The 15915-nt window shown below is 65.8% G+C and carries 13 protein-coding genes; 9 read left to right on the forward strand and 4 right to left on the reverse strand.

Annotation, left to right across the window (positions count from 1 at the left end; all coding sequences use genetic code 11):
* Nucleotides 1-22: 22 nt before the first annotated feature.
* From LC092_RS04550 to LC092_RS04560, 3 genes are read right to left on the reverse strand one after another with little or no spacing between them, the layout of a single operon-like run.
* Complete coding sequence (locus LC092_RS04550; RefSeq protein ID WP_224805240.1) at nucleotides 23-3631, reverse strand: efflux RND transporter permease subunit; 3609 nt, start codon at nucleotides 3629-3631, stop codon at nucleotides 23-25.
* Nucleotides 3628-4731, reverse strand: a complete 1104-nt coding sequence (locus tag LC092_RS04555; protein WP_224805241.1) for an efflux RND transporter periplasmic adaptor subunit — start codon at nucleotides 4729-4731, stop codon at nucleotides 3628-3630. Before LC092_RS04555 ends, LC092_RS04550 begins: the two co-directional genes overlap by 4 nt.
* A 24-nt stretch (nucleotides 4732-4755) precedes the next feature.
* Nucleotides 4756-5307 carry a PadR family transcriptional regulator gene (locus LC092_RS04560; protein ID WP_224805242.1) on the reverse strand — a complete coding sequence of 184 codons (552 nt, stop codon included), beginning with the start codon at nucleotides 5305-5307 and terminating at the stop codon, nucleotides 4756-4758.
* Between the two features lie 378 nt (nucleotides 5308-5685).
* Between LC092_RS04560 and LC092_RS04565 the strand changes: the two genes are divergently transcribed.
* From LC092_RS04565 to LC092_RS04605, 9 genes are all read left to right on the forward strand, one after another.
* Entirely contained in the window at nucleotides 5686-6093 is a 408-nt protein-coding gene (locus LC092_RS04565; protein ID WP_224805243.1) for a hypothetical protein, read from the forward strand.
* A 102-nt stretch (nucleotides 6094-6195) separates the two neighbouring features.
* Nucleotides 6196-7104 carry an allantoinase PuuE gene (gene puuE, locus LC092_RS04570; protein WP_224805244.1) on the forward strand — a complete coding sequence of 303 codons (909 nt, stop codon included), beginning with the start codon at nucleotides 6196-6198 and terminating at the stop codon, nucleotides 7102-7104.
* 7 nt (nucleotides 7105-7111) lie between these two features.
* Nucleotides 7112-8011 (forward strand): PaaX family transcriptional regulator C-terminal domain-containing protein, encoded by a 900-nt coding sequence (locus tag LC092_RS04575; RefSeq protein ID WP_224805245.1) that lies wholly within the window; start codon nucleotides 7112-7114, stop codon nucleotides 8009-8011.
* A gap of 168 nt (nucleotides 8012-8179) precedes the next feature.
* The gene (gene paaA / locus LC092_RS04580) at nucleotides 8180-9181 is read left to right on the forward strand and encodes a 1,2-phenylacetyl-CoA epoxidase subunit PaaA (protein WP_224805246.1); all 1002 of its coding nucleotides are present in this window, start codon (nucleotides 8180-8182) and stop codon (nucleotides 9179-9181) included.
* A gap of 34 nt (nucleotides 9182-9215) precedes the next feature.
* Complete coding sequence (gene paaB, locus LC092_RS04585; protein ID WP_224805247.1) at nucleotides 9216-9503, forward strand: 1,2-phenylacetyl-CoA epoxidase subunit PaaB; 288 nt, start codon at nucleotides 9216-9218, stop codon at nucleotides 9501-9503.
* Nucleotides 9504-9520: 17 nt separating this feature from the next.
* Nucleotides 9521-10273 (forward strand): 1,2-phenylacetyl-CoA epoxidase subunit PaaC, encoded by a 753-nt coding sequence (paaC, locus tag LC092_RS04590; RefSeq protein ID WP_224805248.1) that lies wholly within the window; start codon nucleotides 9521-9523, stop codon nucleotides 10271-10273.
* A 2-nt stretch (nucleotides 10274-10275) separates the two neighbouring features.
* A complete protein-coding gene (paaD, locus tag LC092_RS04595; protein WP_224805290.1) occupies nucleotides 10276-10794 on the forward strand; it encodes a 1,2-phenylacetyl-CoA epoxidase subunit PaaD in 519 nt (172 codons plus the stop codon).
* 57 nt (nucleotides 10795-10851) lie between these two features.
* Nucleotides 10852-11931 (forward strand): 1,2-phenylacetyl-CoA epoxidase subunit PaaE, encoded by a 1080-nt coding sequence (paaE, locus tag LC092_RS04600; protein WP_224805249.1) that lies wholly within the window; start codon nucleotides 10852-10854, stop codon nucleotides 11929-11931.
* Nucleotides 11932-12345: 414 nt separating this feature from the next.
* Nucleotides 12346-14319, forward strand: a complete 1974-nt coding sequence (locus tag LC092_RS04605; RefSeq protein ID WP_224805250.1) for a hypothetical protein — start codon at nucleotides 12346-12348, stop codon at nucleotides 14317-14319.
* Nucleotides 14320-14484: 165 nt separating this feature from the next.
* Here LC092_RS04605 and LC092_RS04610 read toward each other — a convergent pair whose 3' ends face one another.
* Nucleotides 14485-15885, reverse strand: a complete 1401-nt coding sequence (locus LC092_RS04610; protein WP_224805251.1) for a flavin monoamine oxidase family protein — start codon at nucleotides 15883-15885, stop codon at nucleotides 14485-14487.
* Nucleotides 15886-15915 lie beyond the last annotated feature (30 nt).

The following is a 15915-nucleotide window of genomic DNA, read 5'->3' on the forward strand; positions in this document are numbered from 1 at the left end:
CATGACGTCTTGCGGACCGCTGCTATTCGGCCGCCTGCGGCAGGTCGTCCCGGTTGCCGTGCTTCTGCCCGTCTTTCTCCGCTGCCGGCTTCTTGCCGATCGGCGTGACGTTTGCCGGGGCAGGGGTGGTGGACACCCGGGTGCCGAAGGCCGCGTCCGCCGGCGTCGGCTGCATCTGCGGTCCCGATGGGGCCGCAGCGACCGCCTCGGCGGGAGCGTCCGCATCGCTCTTTGACGCGCGGCGCTCGGTGAAGAGACGCATCCACACGGTCGGCACCGCCAGCATCGTCGGGATCATGATCAGCGTCAGGATCGTGGAGAACCCGAGGCCGAAGATGATCGCCGTCGACAGCTGCACCCACCACACGGCGGTGATCGACCCCTTCTCGATGACCCGATTGAAGAAGTCGAAATTGACCATCGTCATCATCGGGATCAGGCCGGCGATGGTGGTGGTCGTGGTCAGGAGCACAGGCCGGATGCGCTGGGCCGACGTCTTCAGGATCGCCTCGACCGGCTCGATGCCGTCCTCGCGGAAGCGGTTGTAGGTGTCGATCAGCACGATGGCGTTGTTGACCACGATGCCGGCGAGCGCGACGACGCCCGTGCCGGTCATGATGATGGAGAATTTCTGCCCCATCAGCGCCATGCCGAGCAGCACGCCGAAGACCGACATGATCACCGTCGAGAGCGTCAGGATGGTCTGGTAGAAGCTGTTGAACTGGGTCACCAGGATGATGAACATCAGGAACAGCGATCCGACCATCGCCTTTTGCAGGAATTCGCCGGACTCCTTCTGGTCCTCGTCCGCGCCGCGGAACTTCAGGAACACATTGTCCGGGAAGCTCTGGCTGTCGAGCCAGGCCTGGAGCTCCTTCACCTTGTCGTCTCCCGTCGCCGGACGGGTCAGACCGTCAGCGGTGGTGATCGTCGCCGTCTCCACCACATTGGCCTTCACGTCCATGGCATAGAGCCCGTCGCGGCGGGTGATCGAGGTCACCTTCTGCTGCGGCTGGCGGTCGATGAAGTTCGACAGCGGCACCTGTCCGAGCGGGGTCTGCAGCCGCAGGCTGTCGAAGCGGTCGAGCGTGCGCTCGGCTTCCGGCAGGCGCACGCGGATGTCGACCTCGTCCTCGGAATCGTCCGGCCGGTACTTGCCGATCAGCACGCCGTTGGTAACGAGCTGGACCATCGCGCCGACCGAGCCGATGCCCGCCTGAAAGCGGCCCGCCTGTTCGCGGTCGATGGAAATCTGCCACTCGATGCCGGGCAGCGGGCGGCTGTCCTCGCGGTCCTGCAGGTCGTCCATTGCATCGACATGGCCGCGCACGCGCGCCACCGCCGCCACCACGTCGTCGTAGCTCGTCGAGGTGATCTGCAGGTTGACGTCCTTGCCCGTCGGCGGACCGCCCTCGATCTTGCGAACCTCGACCTTGATGCCGGGAAGGGCGGCCGTGCGCTCGCGGATTTCGGCGAAAATGTCTTCCGCCTTGCGCCGGCAGCAATAGTCGGCGAGCTCGATGTTCAATTCGCCGATCACGTCGGCGGGCTTGTCCTGGACACCGCCCAGCATGTCGCCGCCGCCACCGCCGCCGCCGGCGGTCGCGTTCATCACCACGTTGTCGATGCCGGGCACCGTGAGCACGACAGCCTCGACGTCGTCGACCAGGTCGAGCGCCTCGCGCACCGAGAAGTTGCCGCGACCCGAAACCAGGATCACGGCGGACTCCGGTTCCTCGTCAACGAAGAACTCGATCCCTTGCATGTTCTGCTGGAAGAAGACCGTGATGCCGCCGGCGATGGCGATGACCGCGACAAGCGTCACCACGTTGCCAAGCGCCGTGCCGGCGGCAAAACTTAGGAAGCGGACATAGACGCCGGTCGCGCCCGTGACCTTCTTGGGATCGAAATGCGCGTCGGCGGAGAGCTGCTGCGCGGTCTCGCGTTCTTTTTCCGCCAGCCGGTCGGCGCGGGCCCGCGAGCGTTCGACTACCGGCTTGAACAGGCGGAAGGAGAGGGCTCCAATGCCGAGGCCGGCGGCGACGCCGAGCGGGATGAGCATCGTTTGCGAAAGCCCGACGGGAAGGAGCGCGACCGCAAAGGCGACCGCGAGTCCGACCATGCCAGCCAGAATGCCGGCGGCGTGGCGTCCCGACCAGGAAATCGCGCCCGAAAGCACCGCGCCGGTGACCGGCAGGAAGACGAGCGCGGTCAACAGCGAGGCCGACAGCACGATCACCACCATGATCGGCAGATAGCTCATGAACTCGCCCGCAACCCCCGGCCACAAGAGCATCGGCAAGAAGGCGGCAAGTGTCGTCGCCGTGGAGGAGACGATCGGCCAGAACATCAGCCTGGACGCGCGGATATAGGCCTCCTGCGCCGGCATGCCTTCCGCGATCTTGCGGTCGGCGTATTCCACCATGACGATGGCGCCGTCGACCAGCATACCGACGGTCAGCACCAGGCCGAACATCACCATGGTGTTCACGGTCATGCCGATGGTGGAGAGGATCAGGAAGCCGACCATGAAGGAGGTCGGGATCGAGATGCCGACGAGCAGCGCCGATTTCGGACCGAGCGCCCAGATGACGAGGATCATCACCAGGAAGATCGCGGTCATGATCGAGGATTGCAGCGAGCCCAGGATCTCGAAGATGTTTTCCGACTTGTCGAGCAGATAGTCGACGCGGACCGCATCCGGCCAGTCGGCTGTCGCGGTTTCCACGACCTCGCGCACGGCGGCGTTGTTCTCGATGATGTTGGTGCCCTTGCGCTTCACCACATTGATGGTGATCGCGGGCTTGCCGTTGACCCGGGTGAAGCTCGACGGATCCTTGAAGGTGCGGCGGATCTCGCCGATATCGCCCAGCGTGACGACGCCTTCGCCGGACTGCTTGATCGGCAGGGAATAGACGTCATCGGCGGTTTCGACGAGGCCGGGCACCTTGACGTTGAAGCGGCCCTGGCCGTTGTCGAGGAAGCCGGCGGGCACAAGCTGGTTGTTCTGCGCCAGCGAGGTCAGCAGCTCCTGCTGGGTGACGCGGTAGGATTCCAGTTTCATGGAATCGATCACCACCTCGAGCATTTCCTCTCGGTGGCCGGACAGCTCCGCCTCCAGAACGGTGGACACCGCCTCGATCTCGTCCTTCAGGCGCCGGGCGTGCTGATAGAGCGTGCGTTCCGGGACCGCGCCCGACAGGGCGATGTAGATCGTCGGCTGCAGCGCGAAGTTCGTTTCGGAAATCGTCGGCTCTTCCGCCTCTTCAGGCAGTTTGGCCTTCGCCTGGTCGACCTTGTCGCGGACGTCGGCGAGCGCCTTGTCCTTGTCGAAGGAGATGTCGAACTCGAGGATGACGCCGAGATGGCTCTCGGCGGAAATGGTCGTGATTTCCTTCAGGCCGTCAAGGCCGCGCAGCGCGGTTTCCATCGGGCGCGCGAGAAGCCGCTCGGCGTCCTCCGGGGAAATGCCCTGCTGGGTCACCGAGACATAGAACACCGGGATATCGATGTCCGGATCGGCTTCCTTGGGGATCGCGACATAGGCGAGAATGCCGGCCGTTACCATCACCAGCATCAGGGTGAGGACCGTGCGCGGCCGGCGCAGGACGCCTTCAAGCATGTCGATCATTTCGGCGCCTCCACCATCTGCCGGACCGGGTCAACGGTCTGGCCTTCGATTACATAGTCCTGACCGGTGGTGATCACCGCCAGCGTTTCCGGCAGCCCGGACACCCAGATGCCTTCCGTGTCGCCGCCCAGGATCGTGACCGGATAAAAGGCGACCGTGTTGTCGCCGGTGACCGCGCGCACGCCGACACTGCCGGCATCATCCAGCGTGAGGATGCCGGAACTCAGCCGATGGGCCTTTTGCAGGGCGAGCGGCACGCGGGCCGTGGCGGTGATGCCGTCGCGCACCGCGCCGTCGGGATTGGCGATCTCGATTTCCACCCGGAAGGTGCGGGTAGCATCGTCGGAGGCGGGCGCGATGTAGCGGATCGCGCCGTTGACGGTCTCGCCGGTGACCAGCTCCACCTCAGCCGCCTGGCCGAGCTTCAGCTTTCCGACATCGCGTTCAGAGACCTGGCCGATGGCCAGGATCGGATCGGCGTCGATCAGCGTCGCGCAGACCTGGCCGGTGGACAGGATGGTTCCGGTCTCGGCCATCGGGCTTTCCACCACGCCGCCGATCGGCGCGGTGATGACGGTGCGCGACAGCTCGAGCTGCTGTTCCTCAAGCATGGCGGCGGCGGCATCCATGGCCGCCTTGAGTGCCGCGACGCGGGTCTGTGCGGTAAACCCCTTGTCCTGAAGCTGCGTCGCGGCCGAATGGTCGAGCCGGGCCTGGGCCAGGCGTGCTTCCGCCTCCAGAACCTTGGCCTGTCGCGCGCCCTTGTCGAGCACGCAGAGCACGTCGCCGCGCTCCACCCGGTGCCCTTCGGTGACGCGTCGCTCCGCCACCCGGCCGCTGGTTTCCGCGCGCACGGCAACGGCGGCATCGGCCTCGGTGCGGCCCCGGATCACCAGAACGGAGCTGCGCTGCTGCGCCTCGATGTCCCTGACGGCGACGCGAAAGGGAGTCGCGTCCTGTGCGCTGCTGCGCTCGGCCGGCGGCGGCGTTGCGTTTTCGGCGTCGGCGCGCCCGCCCTCGATGTAGGTGCCGGTCCACATCCAGCCGGCAACGCCGGCGGTGATCGCCACCGCGAGAATGTGGGAAAAGCGGATCGTCATGACCTGAAGTCTCCGGGTCGTTCTTTATTCGGCCGCAGCGGGGAGGGCTGAGGCCGAAGCAGGGTCGAGGGTCTCGATGCGGGCGCGGTTCTCGGTCAGGAAGGCAATGTCCTGGCGAATGCAGTGGCGTCCATAGTCGAGAATGAAATTGGTCGGTTCATGGGCGCATTCCTGCGCGATGCCGTCGAGTTTGGCGAGTTCGTCATGCAGGTTCTGCAGCCGGTGGTCGATCGCCGCGCGAATGGTGTCGGCGCCGACAAGATCGGCGCACATGGCAACGAGCAGGAACGGCGAGCGGAAGGTATCGGGGCCGGGCGTCTCGCTCAGCGCCTGGATGAAGGCGGCGCGGCCGGCCTCGGTGATCGAATAGATCTTGCGCGACGGCTTGCCGCTTTGCGCTTCCTCGCGCACCGTCACCAGGCCGTCGGCCTCAAGGCGGGCAAGTGCGGGATAGATCGAGCCGAAGCTGGCGTCGACGAAATAGCTGTAACGGCCCTCGGTGGAGAGCTTGCGGATCTCGTAGCCCGTGGCATCGCCGAAATTGAGAATCGCCAGACACAGGGTCCGTACGCTCATGAGATGTGATCCTTTCCGGGGCTCTCCCCGCCTACGGGCGCCCGCAGCCCGCGCGCTCCGCATCTGCGTCGCGGCCTGCGGCGGACGGGCGTGCAAGCTCGGCAATATTCGCAAGTCGTTATATATCGACCCGATATACTGCCGTCTTATATACCCCTGCTGGAATGGCGCAAGACCCTGCGTAAATTTTCCGCAGACATCTTGAAGGCGGGGAAGGCGGGGGCAGATAGACCGATAACGGGGTAGCGGGGACGAGGCGCCTTTTTGCGGGTACGGTCTGCGCCAAAGGGCCGCGTGGACTTTTAGCCGTTAGCGGCTACAGTTTTGTGAAACGGCGCGAGCGGCGATACGCTCCAGCGCAGCAGGCGGAGAAAACCGATGGCGAATGACGAAACCGGTCGAGACGCACCGGCAGACGCTGCCGAGAGCACGGCGCCCGGCGGCCTGCGCGGCCTTTGGGCCTCTCCCTTCTTTCGGCTTCTGGCAATCAACTGGCTGATCGGCGCCTTCGTCTCGGTGATGGTGCTCGGCGGTCTGATGGTTTTCGACACGGCGAACCTGCGCAGCCTCATTCTCAATTCCGAGGACCCGGTCCTGCCGATGGTCGTGCTGCTCTTCGGGCTGATGATCACGCTGTGTTCGGCGGCGATGGGTGCCGCTGTCATGGCGCTGCCCGGCGAGGATCGCGGCGACAGCGGCGGCACGCGCGAGCGCGCCGACAACGGATTTGCCGGTCTGTCCGGGCTCCGGCCCGCGCTTCAGCCGGTGCGGGTGCGCGCGCGCTAACGCTCCCTGTCGTTGGAATGTCTTGCATCGCGGTCGGGTTTTGGGTTTCTTCGCAACAGCATGCGTAGGCTCCCGCCGGGGGCGAACACGGGACCCATCTCCATGAGCGACACCTATCCGCGCGATCTGATCGGCTACGGACGCGAGACGCCCGACCCGCAATGGCCGAATGGCGCCAAGGTCGCGGTTCAGTTCGTTCTCAACTACGAAGAGGGCGGTGAGAACTGCATCCTGCATGGCGACACGCACTCCGAGGCCTTCCTGTCGGAGATCGTCGGGGCGGCGGCCTGGACGCGCCAGCGCCACATGAACATGGAATCAATCTACGAATACGGCTCGCGCGCCGGTTTCTGGCGGCTGTGGCGGATGTTTACGAGCCGCGCCATGCCGCTCACCGTCTACGGCGTCGCCACCGCGCTGCAGCGCAACCGGCAAGCGGTCGAGGCGATGAACGAGGCCGGCTGGGAAATCGCCTCGCACGGCCTCAAGTGGATCGAATACAAGGATTTCTCGCGCGATGACGAGCGCCGTCACATGGAAGAGGCGATCCGCATCCACGAGGAGGTGACCGGCTCGCGTCCGCTCGGCTGGTACACGGGCCGTTCGTCGGAGCACACCCGCGATCTGGTCATGGAGGAGGGCGGTTTCCTCTATGATTCCGACAGCTATGCCGACGATCTGCCCTATTGGGTCGAGGGGCCGTCGGCGCCGCATCTGGTCATTCCCTATACGCTCGATGCCAACGACATGCGCTTCGCCACGCCGCAGGGCTTCAACGCGGGCGACCAGTTCTTCAGCTATCTCAAGGACACATTCGACACGCTCTACGCCGAAGGTGTCGCCGGCGCGCCGAAAATGATGTCCGTCGGCCTGCATTGCCGCCTCGTCGGGCGTCCGGGCCGTGCGGCGGGGCTGGCCCGCTTCCTCGACTATGTCGCCAGCTACGAGGACGCCTGGGTCGCCCGCCGCATCGACATCGCCTGGCACTGGCATGCCCATCACGCCGGCTGAGGCGGGCGTGTCTCACGACAGAAAAGATCCCGACGCCTGTGTCGCGGCGCTTGTCGAGCGGCTGCAGGCGACGCAGCCGTTGCGTGTCTGGTCGCTGATCGTCACGATCTTCGGCGACATGGTCGCGCCGCGCGGCGGCGAGGTCTGGGCCGGGACGCTCTCCGATCTGCTCGCCGAAATGCGCATCGACGCGGCTGCGGTGCGTGCCGCGCTTTCCCGCCTTGCCCGCGACGGTTGGGTCGACCGGATGAAGGTCGGACGGCTCAGCTACTACCGGCTTTCGGCGCAGGGGCAAAAAGCCTTCGTGCCGGCGCTTGCGCGCGTCTACCGGCTGAGCGGCGACGCGCGGGCCGCCGCCGCCTTGCGCATCGTGGTGCTTCCCGAGGGCGAGGACCGTGGCGCGCTTCGCGACGGCGCGTTGAAGTCGGGCTACGGCGCGCTGGGCCCGACGGTGCTCCTTGGCACCTCCGCCAGCCCGCCGCTGGAGGGTCCGGGCGCGGACCGTTGCACCCACCTTGCCGCCGAGGTGATCGGCGGATCGGCTGCCGATCTTGCGGCGCGCGCCTTCGACCTGCCGCCGCTCGCCGAGCGCTATCGGCGGTTCATTGCCGCCTTTTCGCCCCTCGATGCCGCCCTTGCCGCGGACGGTGCCCCGTCGGTTGCCGCCGCGATGGTTGCCCGCACATTGCTCATTCACGACTACCGCCGGCTGATCCTGCGCGATCCGATGCTCGCCGCCGACCTCTTGCCGGCCAACTGGCCGGGCGCGGAGGCCAATGCACTGACCGCCCGGCTTTACGCTGCGCTGCGTCCCGGCGCGGAGCGCTGGATTGCCGAAAACGGCCGGTCCAGCAGCGGCGACCTGCCGGCCCGGGCCTCCGGGGACAGCGCCCGCTTTTCCTCTTAGGTTCGTGATTTCAGAGACTTGCCGCAGTGCATCGTATTATGTGACAAAAAATGCTTGAAGCTGGAAATATTCGTCACGTATAGTCCCTGCATGCCGGCGCGGAACGGGATGGATCCGCGCGTCTTTTTCCGGAAACGGATGACGGACGGTTCGAGGAGGTTTCAGCGGATGTATACCCAGGCACTCAATGCGCGCGACACCGAGGCAGGCGCCGTCGAGGACGCGGATCGCGTCGCGGCGTTTCAGGCGCGGGTCGATGCGGAAGAAAAGATCGAGCCGAACGACTGGATGCCGGAGGGCTACCGCAAGACGCTGGTGCGCCAGATCTCGCAGCACGCCCATTCCGAGATCGTCGGCATGCTGCCGGAGGGCAACTGGATCTCCCGCGCGCCGACCCTGAAGCGCAAGGCGGCGCTTCTTGCCAAGGTGCAGGACGAGGGCGGCCACGGCCTCTATCTCTATTCCGCCGCCGAGACGTTGGGCGTGTCGCGCGAGGAGCTGACCGAGCAGCTTCTTTCCGGCAAGGCGAAATATTCCTCGATCTTCAACTACCCGACGCTGACCTGGGCCGATATCGGCGCCATCGGCTGGCTGGTCGACGGCGCGGCGATCATGAACCAGATCCCGCTGTGCCGCTGTTCCTTCGGGCCCTATTCGCGCGCCATGATCCGCGTCTGCAAGGAAGAGAGCTTCCACCAGCGCCAGGGCTACGAGCTTCTGCTGGAGATGGTGCGCTCGTCGGAAGAGCAGAAGGAGATGGTCCAGGACGCGCTGAACCGCTGGTGGTGGCCGTCGCTGATGATGTTCGGCCCCTCCGACACCGACAGCCAGCATTCCGCCCAGTCGATGGCGTGGAAGATCAAGCGGTTCACCAACGACGAGCTGCGCCAGAAGTTCGTCGACGCGACGGTGCCGCAGGCGCATTACCTCGGCCTGACCATTCCCGACGACAAGCTCTCCTTCAACGAGGCGACCGGCCACTGGGAGTTCGGCGAGATCGACTGGGACGAGTTCATGCGGGTGATTGCCGGCAACGGACCGTGCAACCGCGAGCGGCTCGCCGCGCGCAAGAAGGCGCATGCGGACGGCGCCTGGGTGCGCGAGGCAGCTATTGCCTATTCGAGGAAGCGGGCCGACCGCCGCGAGGCCGCACGCCACGCGGCCGAGTGAGCCGCCGGAAGAGATGCCTGAGGGAGAGACGAACATGACCGAGAAAACAACACCGCTTTGGGAAGTCTTCATCCGTTCGCGCACCGGCATGGCGCATCGCCATTGCGGCTCCGTGCATGCGGCTGACGCGGAAATGGCGCTGCAGGCGGCGCGCGATGTCTATACGCGGCGCGGCGAGGGCCTGTCGATCTGGGTGGTGCCGTCCTCCGAGATCATTGCCTCCGATCCGGCGCAGAAGGACGAGCTGTTCGAGCCGACCGCCTCCAAGATCTACCGTCATCCGACCTTCTACGAGATCCCCGAAGAAGTCGGAAACATGTGAGCGGCGGGAGAGACGCGATGACCAGCGACCTTTTCACCTACACGCTTCGCCTTGCCGACGATGCGGCCATCCTCGGCCAGCGGCTCGGCGAATGGTGCGGCCATGCGCCGACCCTTGAAGAAGACATCGGCCTTGCCAATGTCGCGCTCGACCACATCGGGCAGGCGCGCAACCTTTACTCTTATGCCGGCGAGGTCGAGGGCGCGGGCCGCGACGAGGACCAGCTCTGCTTCCTGCGCAAGGAGCGCGAGTTCGGCAACTGTCTGCTGGTGGAACAGCCGAACGGCGATTTCGCGCAGACCATCGCGCGCCAGCTGTTCTTCTCCGCCTTCATGTTGCCGTTCTGGCGCAAGCTGACCGGCTCCAGGGACGAGACGCTCGCCGCCATCGCCGCGAAGGCGGAGAAGGAAGCCGCCTATCACCTGCGCCATTCCGGCGAGTGGACGATCCGTCTCGGCGACGGCACGGCGGAAAGCCGGGCGCGCATGCAGGACGCCATCGATCTGCTGTGGCCTTATACGGGCGAGCTCTTCGAGGTCGACGGCGTGGTCGAGCGGCTGGTGGCGGACGGCATTGCCGTCGACCCCGAGACCATCCGCGACGAATGGCACGCGACCTTGCGCCGGGTGTGCGACGAGGCGACGCTGACGCTGCCGCCCGTGGGCTGGATGCAGTCCGGCGGACGCTCGGGCCGGCACTCGGAGAGCTTCGGGCATCTGCTTTCGGAGATGCAGTACATGCAGCGCGCCTATCCCGGGATGCGGTGGTGACCATGGCCACCGATCAGCGGATCGCCGCCATCGACACTGCTGCGGCCCGCATGCGTGCCTGGGAGATCGCGGCCGAGGTGCCGGACCCCGAGGTTCCGGTGCTGACCATCGGCGATCTCGGCGTGTTGCGGGACGTGCGGCTCATGGAGGACGGCACGGTCGAGGTCGACATCACGCCGACCTACACCGGCTGTCCGGCCATGTCGGTCTTCACCATGGACATCGAGACCGCGCTGCTGAAGGCCGGTTTCCCGTCCGTGCGCATCAAGACCGTGCTGTCGCCGGCCTGGACCACCGACTGGCTCAGCGACGAGGCGCGCGAGAAGCTGCGCGCTTATGGCATCGCGCCGCCGGCCGGCAAGGCCTCGCGCCGGGCGCTCTTCGGCGACGACGAGGTCGCCTGTCCGCGCTGCGGCTCGCTTGCCACCGAAAAGGTCTCGGAGTTCGGCTCCACCGCCTGCAAGGCGCTGTGGCGTTGCACGGCCTGCGCCGAGCCCTTCGACTATTTCAAGTGTCACTGATCGAAATCTGACAGCAAATTCCGGCGCGGATCGCCGGTTGTGAGGGAGGAACTCCGCATGTCGCCGCGTTTTCATGCGTTGAAGGTCAAGGATGTCCGGCGCGAGACCGCCGAGGCGGTGTCGATCTCCTTCGAGGTGCCGGAGGAGTTGCGCGAGGCCTATCGCTTTTCCGCCGGCCAATATCTGACGCTCCGCAGGATGATCGGCGGCGAGGACGTGCGCCGGTCCTATTCGATCTGCGCCGGCGAGGATGACGGCGAGCTGCGCGTCGCGGTGAAGAAGATCGACGGCGGCGCCTTTTCCTCCTTCGCCAACGAGAACGTCAGCCCCGGCGACGAGATCGACGTGATGACGCCCTCGGGCCGCTTTCTGCTGCCGCCACACGAGGGCGGCAAGCGCACGCTGATCGCCATTGCCGCCGGCTCCGGCATCACGCCTGTGCTTGCCATGATCCGCACGGTGCTGACCCGCGAGCCGGAGAGCGAGTTCTATCTCTTCTACGGCAACAAGACCGCGCAGAGCATCATCTTCAAGGAAGAGATCGAGAACCTGAAGGACCTGTTCCCGACCAGGCTCGGCGTCTTCCACGTGCTGTCGCGCGAGACGCAGGACGTCGACATGCTGTCGGGCCGCCTCGACGCCGACAAGTTCCAGGTGCTCCTGACCCATGCCGTTCCTGCAAAGGATGCCGACGGGATTTTCCTCTGTGGCCCGGGCGAGATGATCGAGACGGCGACAGGCGCGCTATCCGCGCTCGGCATCGACGAGGGCCGCATCCACCGCGAGTTCTTCACTCCCGCCGACGGCTCCGCGCCCCATGCGCCGAAGCCCGCCCACGACGGCGCCGATACCGACCACGCGGCGACCGCCGAACTCATCATCGACGGCACCCGCGTCTCCGTGCCGGTCAACGCGGGCGAGACCATCGTCGACGCCGCGATCCGCGCCGGCATCGAGGCGCCATACTCCTGCAAGGGCGGCATGTGCTGCACCTGCCGCGCCAAGGTGGAAAGCGGCGAGGTCGACATGGCGGTGAACTATTCGCTGGAACCCTGGGAAGTCGACGCCGGCTTCGTCCTCACCTGCCAGTCCCGCCCCGTCAGCAAGACGGTGGTCCTCGACTACGACGCGATGTGAGGCAGTCCGACCCTCCGTCGTCGTCCCGGACCTGATCCGGGACCCATTCGTTTCCAGAGCCGTCGCGAGGGCGCGCCGGTGCATGCCACAGGCGCGGGGACACCCGCTGCCGAAACGGATGCCAATGGACCCCGGCTCGGGGGCCGGGGTGACGTCCGAGAGGCGGCGGTTTCGGAGTGCGTAGCGTCGTTCGTCGGTGTTCTGCCGCGGGTAGCTCACCCTTTGCTTCCGTCCCGAAACTCGCCCCCGGCGTCCTCCCGGCCGAATGCAATGAGAGCCGGGATCGGAGAGGCATGGTCTTGCGGGTCCCGATGACGGGCGGGGCATGGCTCCCCGATTAAGGGCTCGCGGTTTCGCCTTGCGGGTATGAAGCGGGAGGGGAGGCGGTTTCTTATCGACCTCTTGCGCGGTCACTTGGAACACGCGAAACTCGTTGCGTTTTCAATCGAGGCGCGCGCATTGGCCGAACCGGATTTTGACCGCAAGGAATTTCAAGAGTGGCTCAAAGGCCATCCGCCGGAGGTGGCCGTGGCGCTGGCGTCGCGCGCAGCGCTTCGTGTGTTTCCTATTGTTAGGCGGCATGTAAGGGTAACTAGCGTTTCCTCCGAAGCCGTTTTTCTATCGTTGTTTCGTGCAAATTTCCTAGCATGTGGATTTGTCGACTACAGGCTCCAGACCAGAGTGAGACGTTCTGCTGCCGACAATGCGGCCGCTGCCGCGTCGCGAGCAGCGCGAGCTGCTCGAGATTTTGCGCGTGCCGCTAACTCTCGTTCCTCCGCTCGCGTCGCCGGCTTTATCGCCAACGCCGCCTCTGACGCTGCCACCACCGCTTACGCTGCTTCTCCCAACGCTGACATCCCGATCTTTGCCGCTGCCGCCCACGCTGCAGCAGCGGCATTGAGTGCCAACATGGTTTCAACTGACACTGCAGCGTTATCCGCTGTTCCCAATACTGATTTCGCTGTAGCTCTAAGATCGGAATGCGAAATTATTGATGCTGGTTTGACCGCGCTGGACCTAGCGCGAACGCCCTTATGGCTGAACGGCATTTCTGAGGAGCTCGGGTGGGACTGGAAACGCCTCAGTAAAGACCTTCTCGCTCTCGATCCCAATTGGTCGGTATGGACCGACTGTTACGATGACCGGCTGGCCGGGCGGCCGGCGGATCTTGAGTTCGAAATCGCGCGGGCCAATCTGCCAGAAGAGCTTTGGGACAAGGGTGCGAAAGCCGTCAACGCCGAATTGGCGCGTATTCGGGACGAGCTTCGGGCGAAGCGCAGCCCGGCGAGCGAACCGGAGGAAGCAGCCGACCAATCGGATGCCGACAACGATACGCTCTCCGACGAGGCCTTGGCGCAGGGCCCCGGCGTTCTGCACTTCGCACCCGCCGAAAGCGCCATGGACGTTGCGCACGTCACGTCGGTGCTATCCGTTCCCGAGGCCACGCGGGATGCGCTGCACGAGGGGCTTATCGAGCTTCTGCGGGAGGTGCTGAAAGAAGACGAAAAGGCGCGCAACGCGCAGCGCAACCACGATTTCCCGGCACGACTTGAGCAGTCCCTTCGCAAGCTCATCGCGTTCCTGGAAAGCGAAGACGGCAAGCAGGGCGGCGCGGTGCTCCATTCTAGCCGTCGGTTCGTGACGCGTGTTGCGGAGTTGATCCGCGAGGGCGGCACCGGGCTCACCGAACTGGACGATCCGCTGAACGAGGCGGTAGAGGCGCTGGCCGAGTTGAAAGCCTGCTACCCCGAGATCACCAAAATCGAGCGCGACCGGCTGAGGAACGAAATCACCGCTCGCAATCAGGACCGGGTGGTCGCGGCGCTCGACCGTATGACCAAGACGCTTGAGGCCCGGCCCGACGCCTTACCGAGGAGGCGCGCGAAAAGCTCGCCGACCTCTCCGAGGCGACGACCGAGGAGACCGACCCGGAAACCCAGGCGAACCTCGCCGCCGATCAGGCGCAGGTCGACCGCAATCTCGCCAAGGCATCGACCAAGGTCTTGCGCGATTTTCAGCGTGAGATGGTTGAAACCGCCAAGGCCGAACTCAAGAAGGAAGCGCTCGACGGTCTCATCCGCAAGCCGATCCGGTGGTCAGTACGTACGATCCTGCGCACTATGTTGCCAGGCGTCCGGGAACTCGAGAACCTTCTGCCGAGCTACGCTCAGATCCGCGAGCAGATCGAGCGCATTCTCGCACGCGAGTCGGACGAGGCCTTGGTCTCTGAGGACGGCGACACGCCAGCCGAAGACAACGACGACGTCTGATCCCGCTCAACCCATCCCGCAGGCAGCCCCACCCTCCGCCGTCATCCCGGACTTGATCCGGGACCCATTCGTTCCCAGAGCGGTGGCGAGGGCGCGCTGGCGTCTGCCGCTGCCATAGCGGTCACCCTTCGTCGATACGGATGCCAATGGGCCCCGGCTCGGGGGCCGGGGTGACGGCCGAGGGAGAGGCGGCGTCGGAGCGCTTCAATTCTCTCGTCGTCGCGGCGCCGTCCATATCTCCGCAGATCTCAGCGTTCCGCCGCAGGCAGCCCACTCTCCGAACTCACCCGTCCCACAGCTCCTCGTCGATGATCCGCGCGGCCTCCAGTCCGCTCATGTACGCCCCGTGGACCGTGCCGTGGTGGCGGAAGGTGGTGTGTTCGCCGGCGAAGAGCAGCGTCTTTTCGACAGGTCGCGCGAGCGCGTCGAAGTCGTCCGGCTTCGCGCCGTAGGCGGCAAAGGAGTAGGCGCCGCGCGTGAACGGGTCCTGCGACCAGCGGGTGAGGCGCACGTCTTGCGGATCGGGCACGTCGCGTCCGAACATCGTCCTGACCGCGTCCATCGCATCCGCGGTCATTTCGGCGTCGTGCATCGCCTCCGCTTTCGCCGCATAGGCGCCGACGCTAAGGCCCAGCAGAATATTTTCCTCCGAGTACGTCCGGTAGTTCAGGAAATAGTTCCAGCGGCCTTTCTCGCCCGTTATCAGCCCGAAATACTGCGTCTCCACCGGCCAGTGGGCATCGGCGAACTTGAGCGCGATCTTGGTGACATTGCCCATCTCCAGACGCTCAAGGCTTGCCCGTATCGCCTGCGGCAGTGGTGGATCGAAGGCGATGGCCTCGGCTTTCAGCACGCCGAGCGGGGCGGTGCAGATGACGAAGTCGGATTCATAGACCGCATCGCCCGCATGGACGGCGGCCCCGTCGCCGGCTTCGTAGTCGATGGCGTCGACGACCGTGCCGAGGCGGATGTCGAGCCCTTGCGCCAGATGGCGGGGGATTGCGTCAAAGCCCTGCGTCAGGATGACATCCGCGCCGTCATAGGCCTCGTCCTCGTCGAAATGGAGCGCGGAGAGCCGTTCGATGGCCGCGCCCGTGTCGAATTCGGTATAGGCGGAAAGCATCCAGCGGGTGAGGGGGGCCGTCAGCGCCGATGGATCGAGCAGCCCTATTGCCTCGCTGAGTGGCCGGTCCCGGTCGAAGGTCGCGTCGATGCGGGCGGCGAGCCGCTCCAGCCGCTCCTGCGCGGCGAAGATGGCAGTGCGCGACTGGTGGGTGCCGTCCGGCGCAAAGACTTCGAAACTCTCGTCATCGGTGACGAAGGTCGGGCTTCCCGCCGCTTTCGCCAGGTCGCTCACCGGATTGCCGTCGGGGCCATGGATCCAGCCGGCGCCGATCTCGAAAGGCGCGCCCAGCGACCGGTCGGTCTGCACGCGTCCGCCGATCCTGTCGGTGGCCTCCAGCAGTATCACCTCATAGTCGAGCGCGACGAGGTGGCGCGCGGCGGCGAGCCCGGCGATGCCGGCACCGATCACGATCACGTCGGCCTCGCGGGTTTGCGCCTGCGCCCTGGCCGGCGAGGGGCCGAGCAGCGGCCTGGCCGCAAGGCCCGACAGGGCCGCGGCCGCGCTCCATTTCAGCACGTCCCGGCGGGCCGGGGTGGACAGGTTTTTTCCGCGCGCCATGCTGCTGTCTCCGACCATCCCCCGTTAACG

The organism is Stappia stellulata (genome assembly GCF_020176715.1).
In the GTDB taxonomy this organism is placed as follows: Bacteria; Pseudomonadota; Alphaproteobacteria; order Rhizobiales; family Stappiaceae; genus Stappia.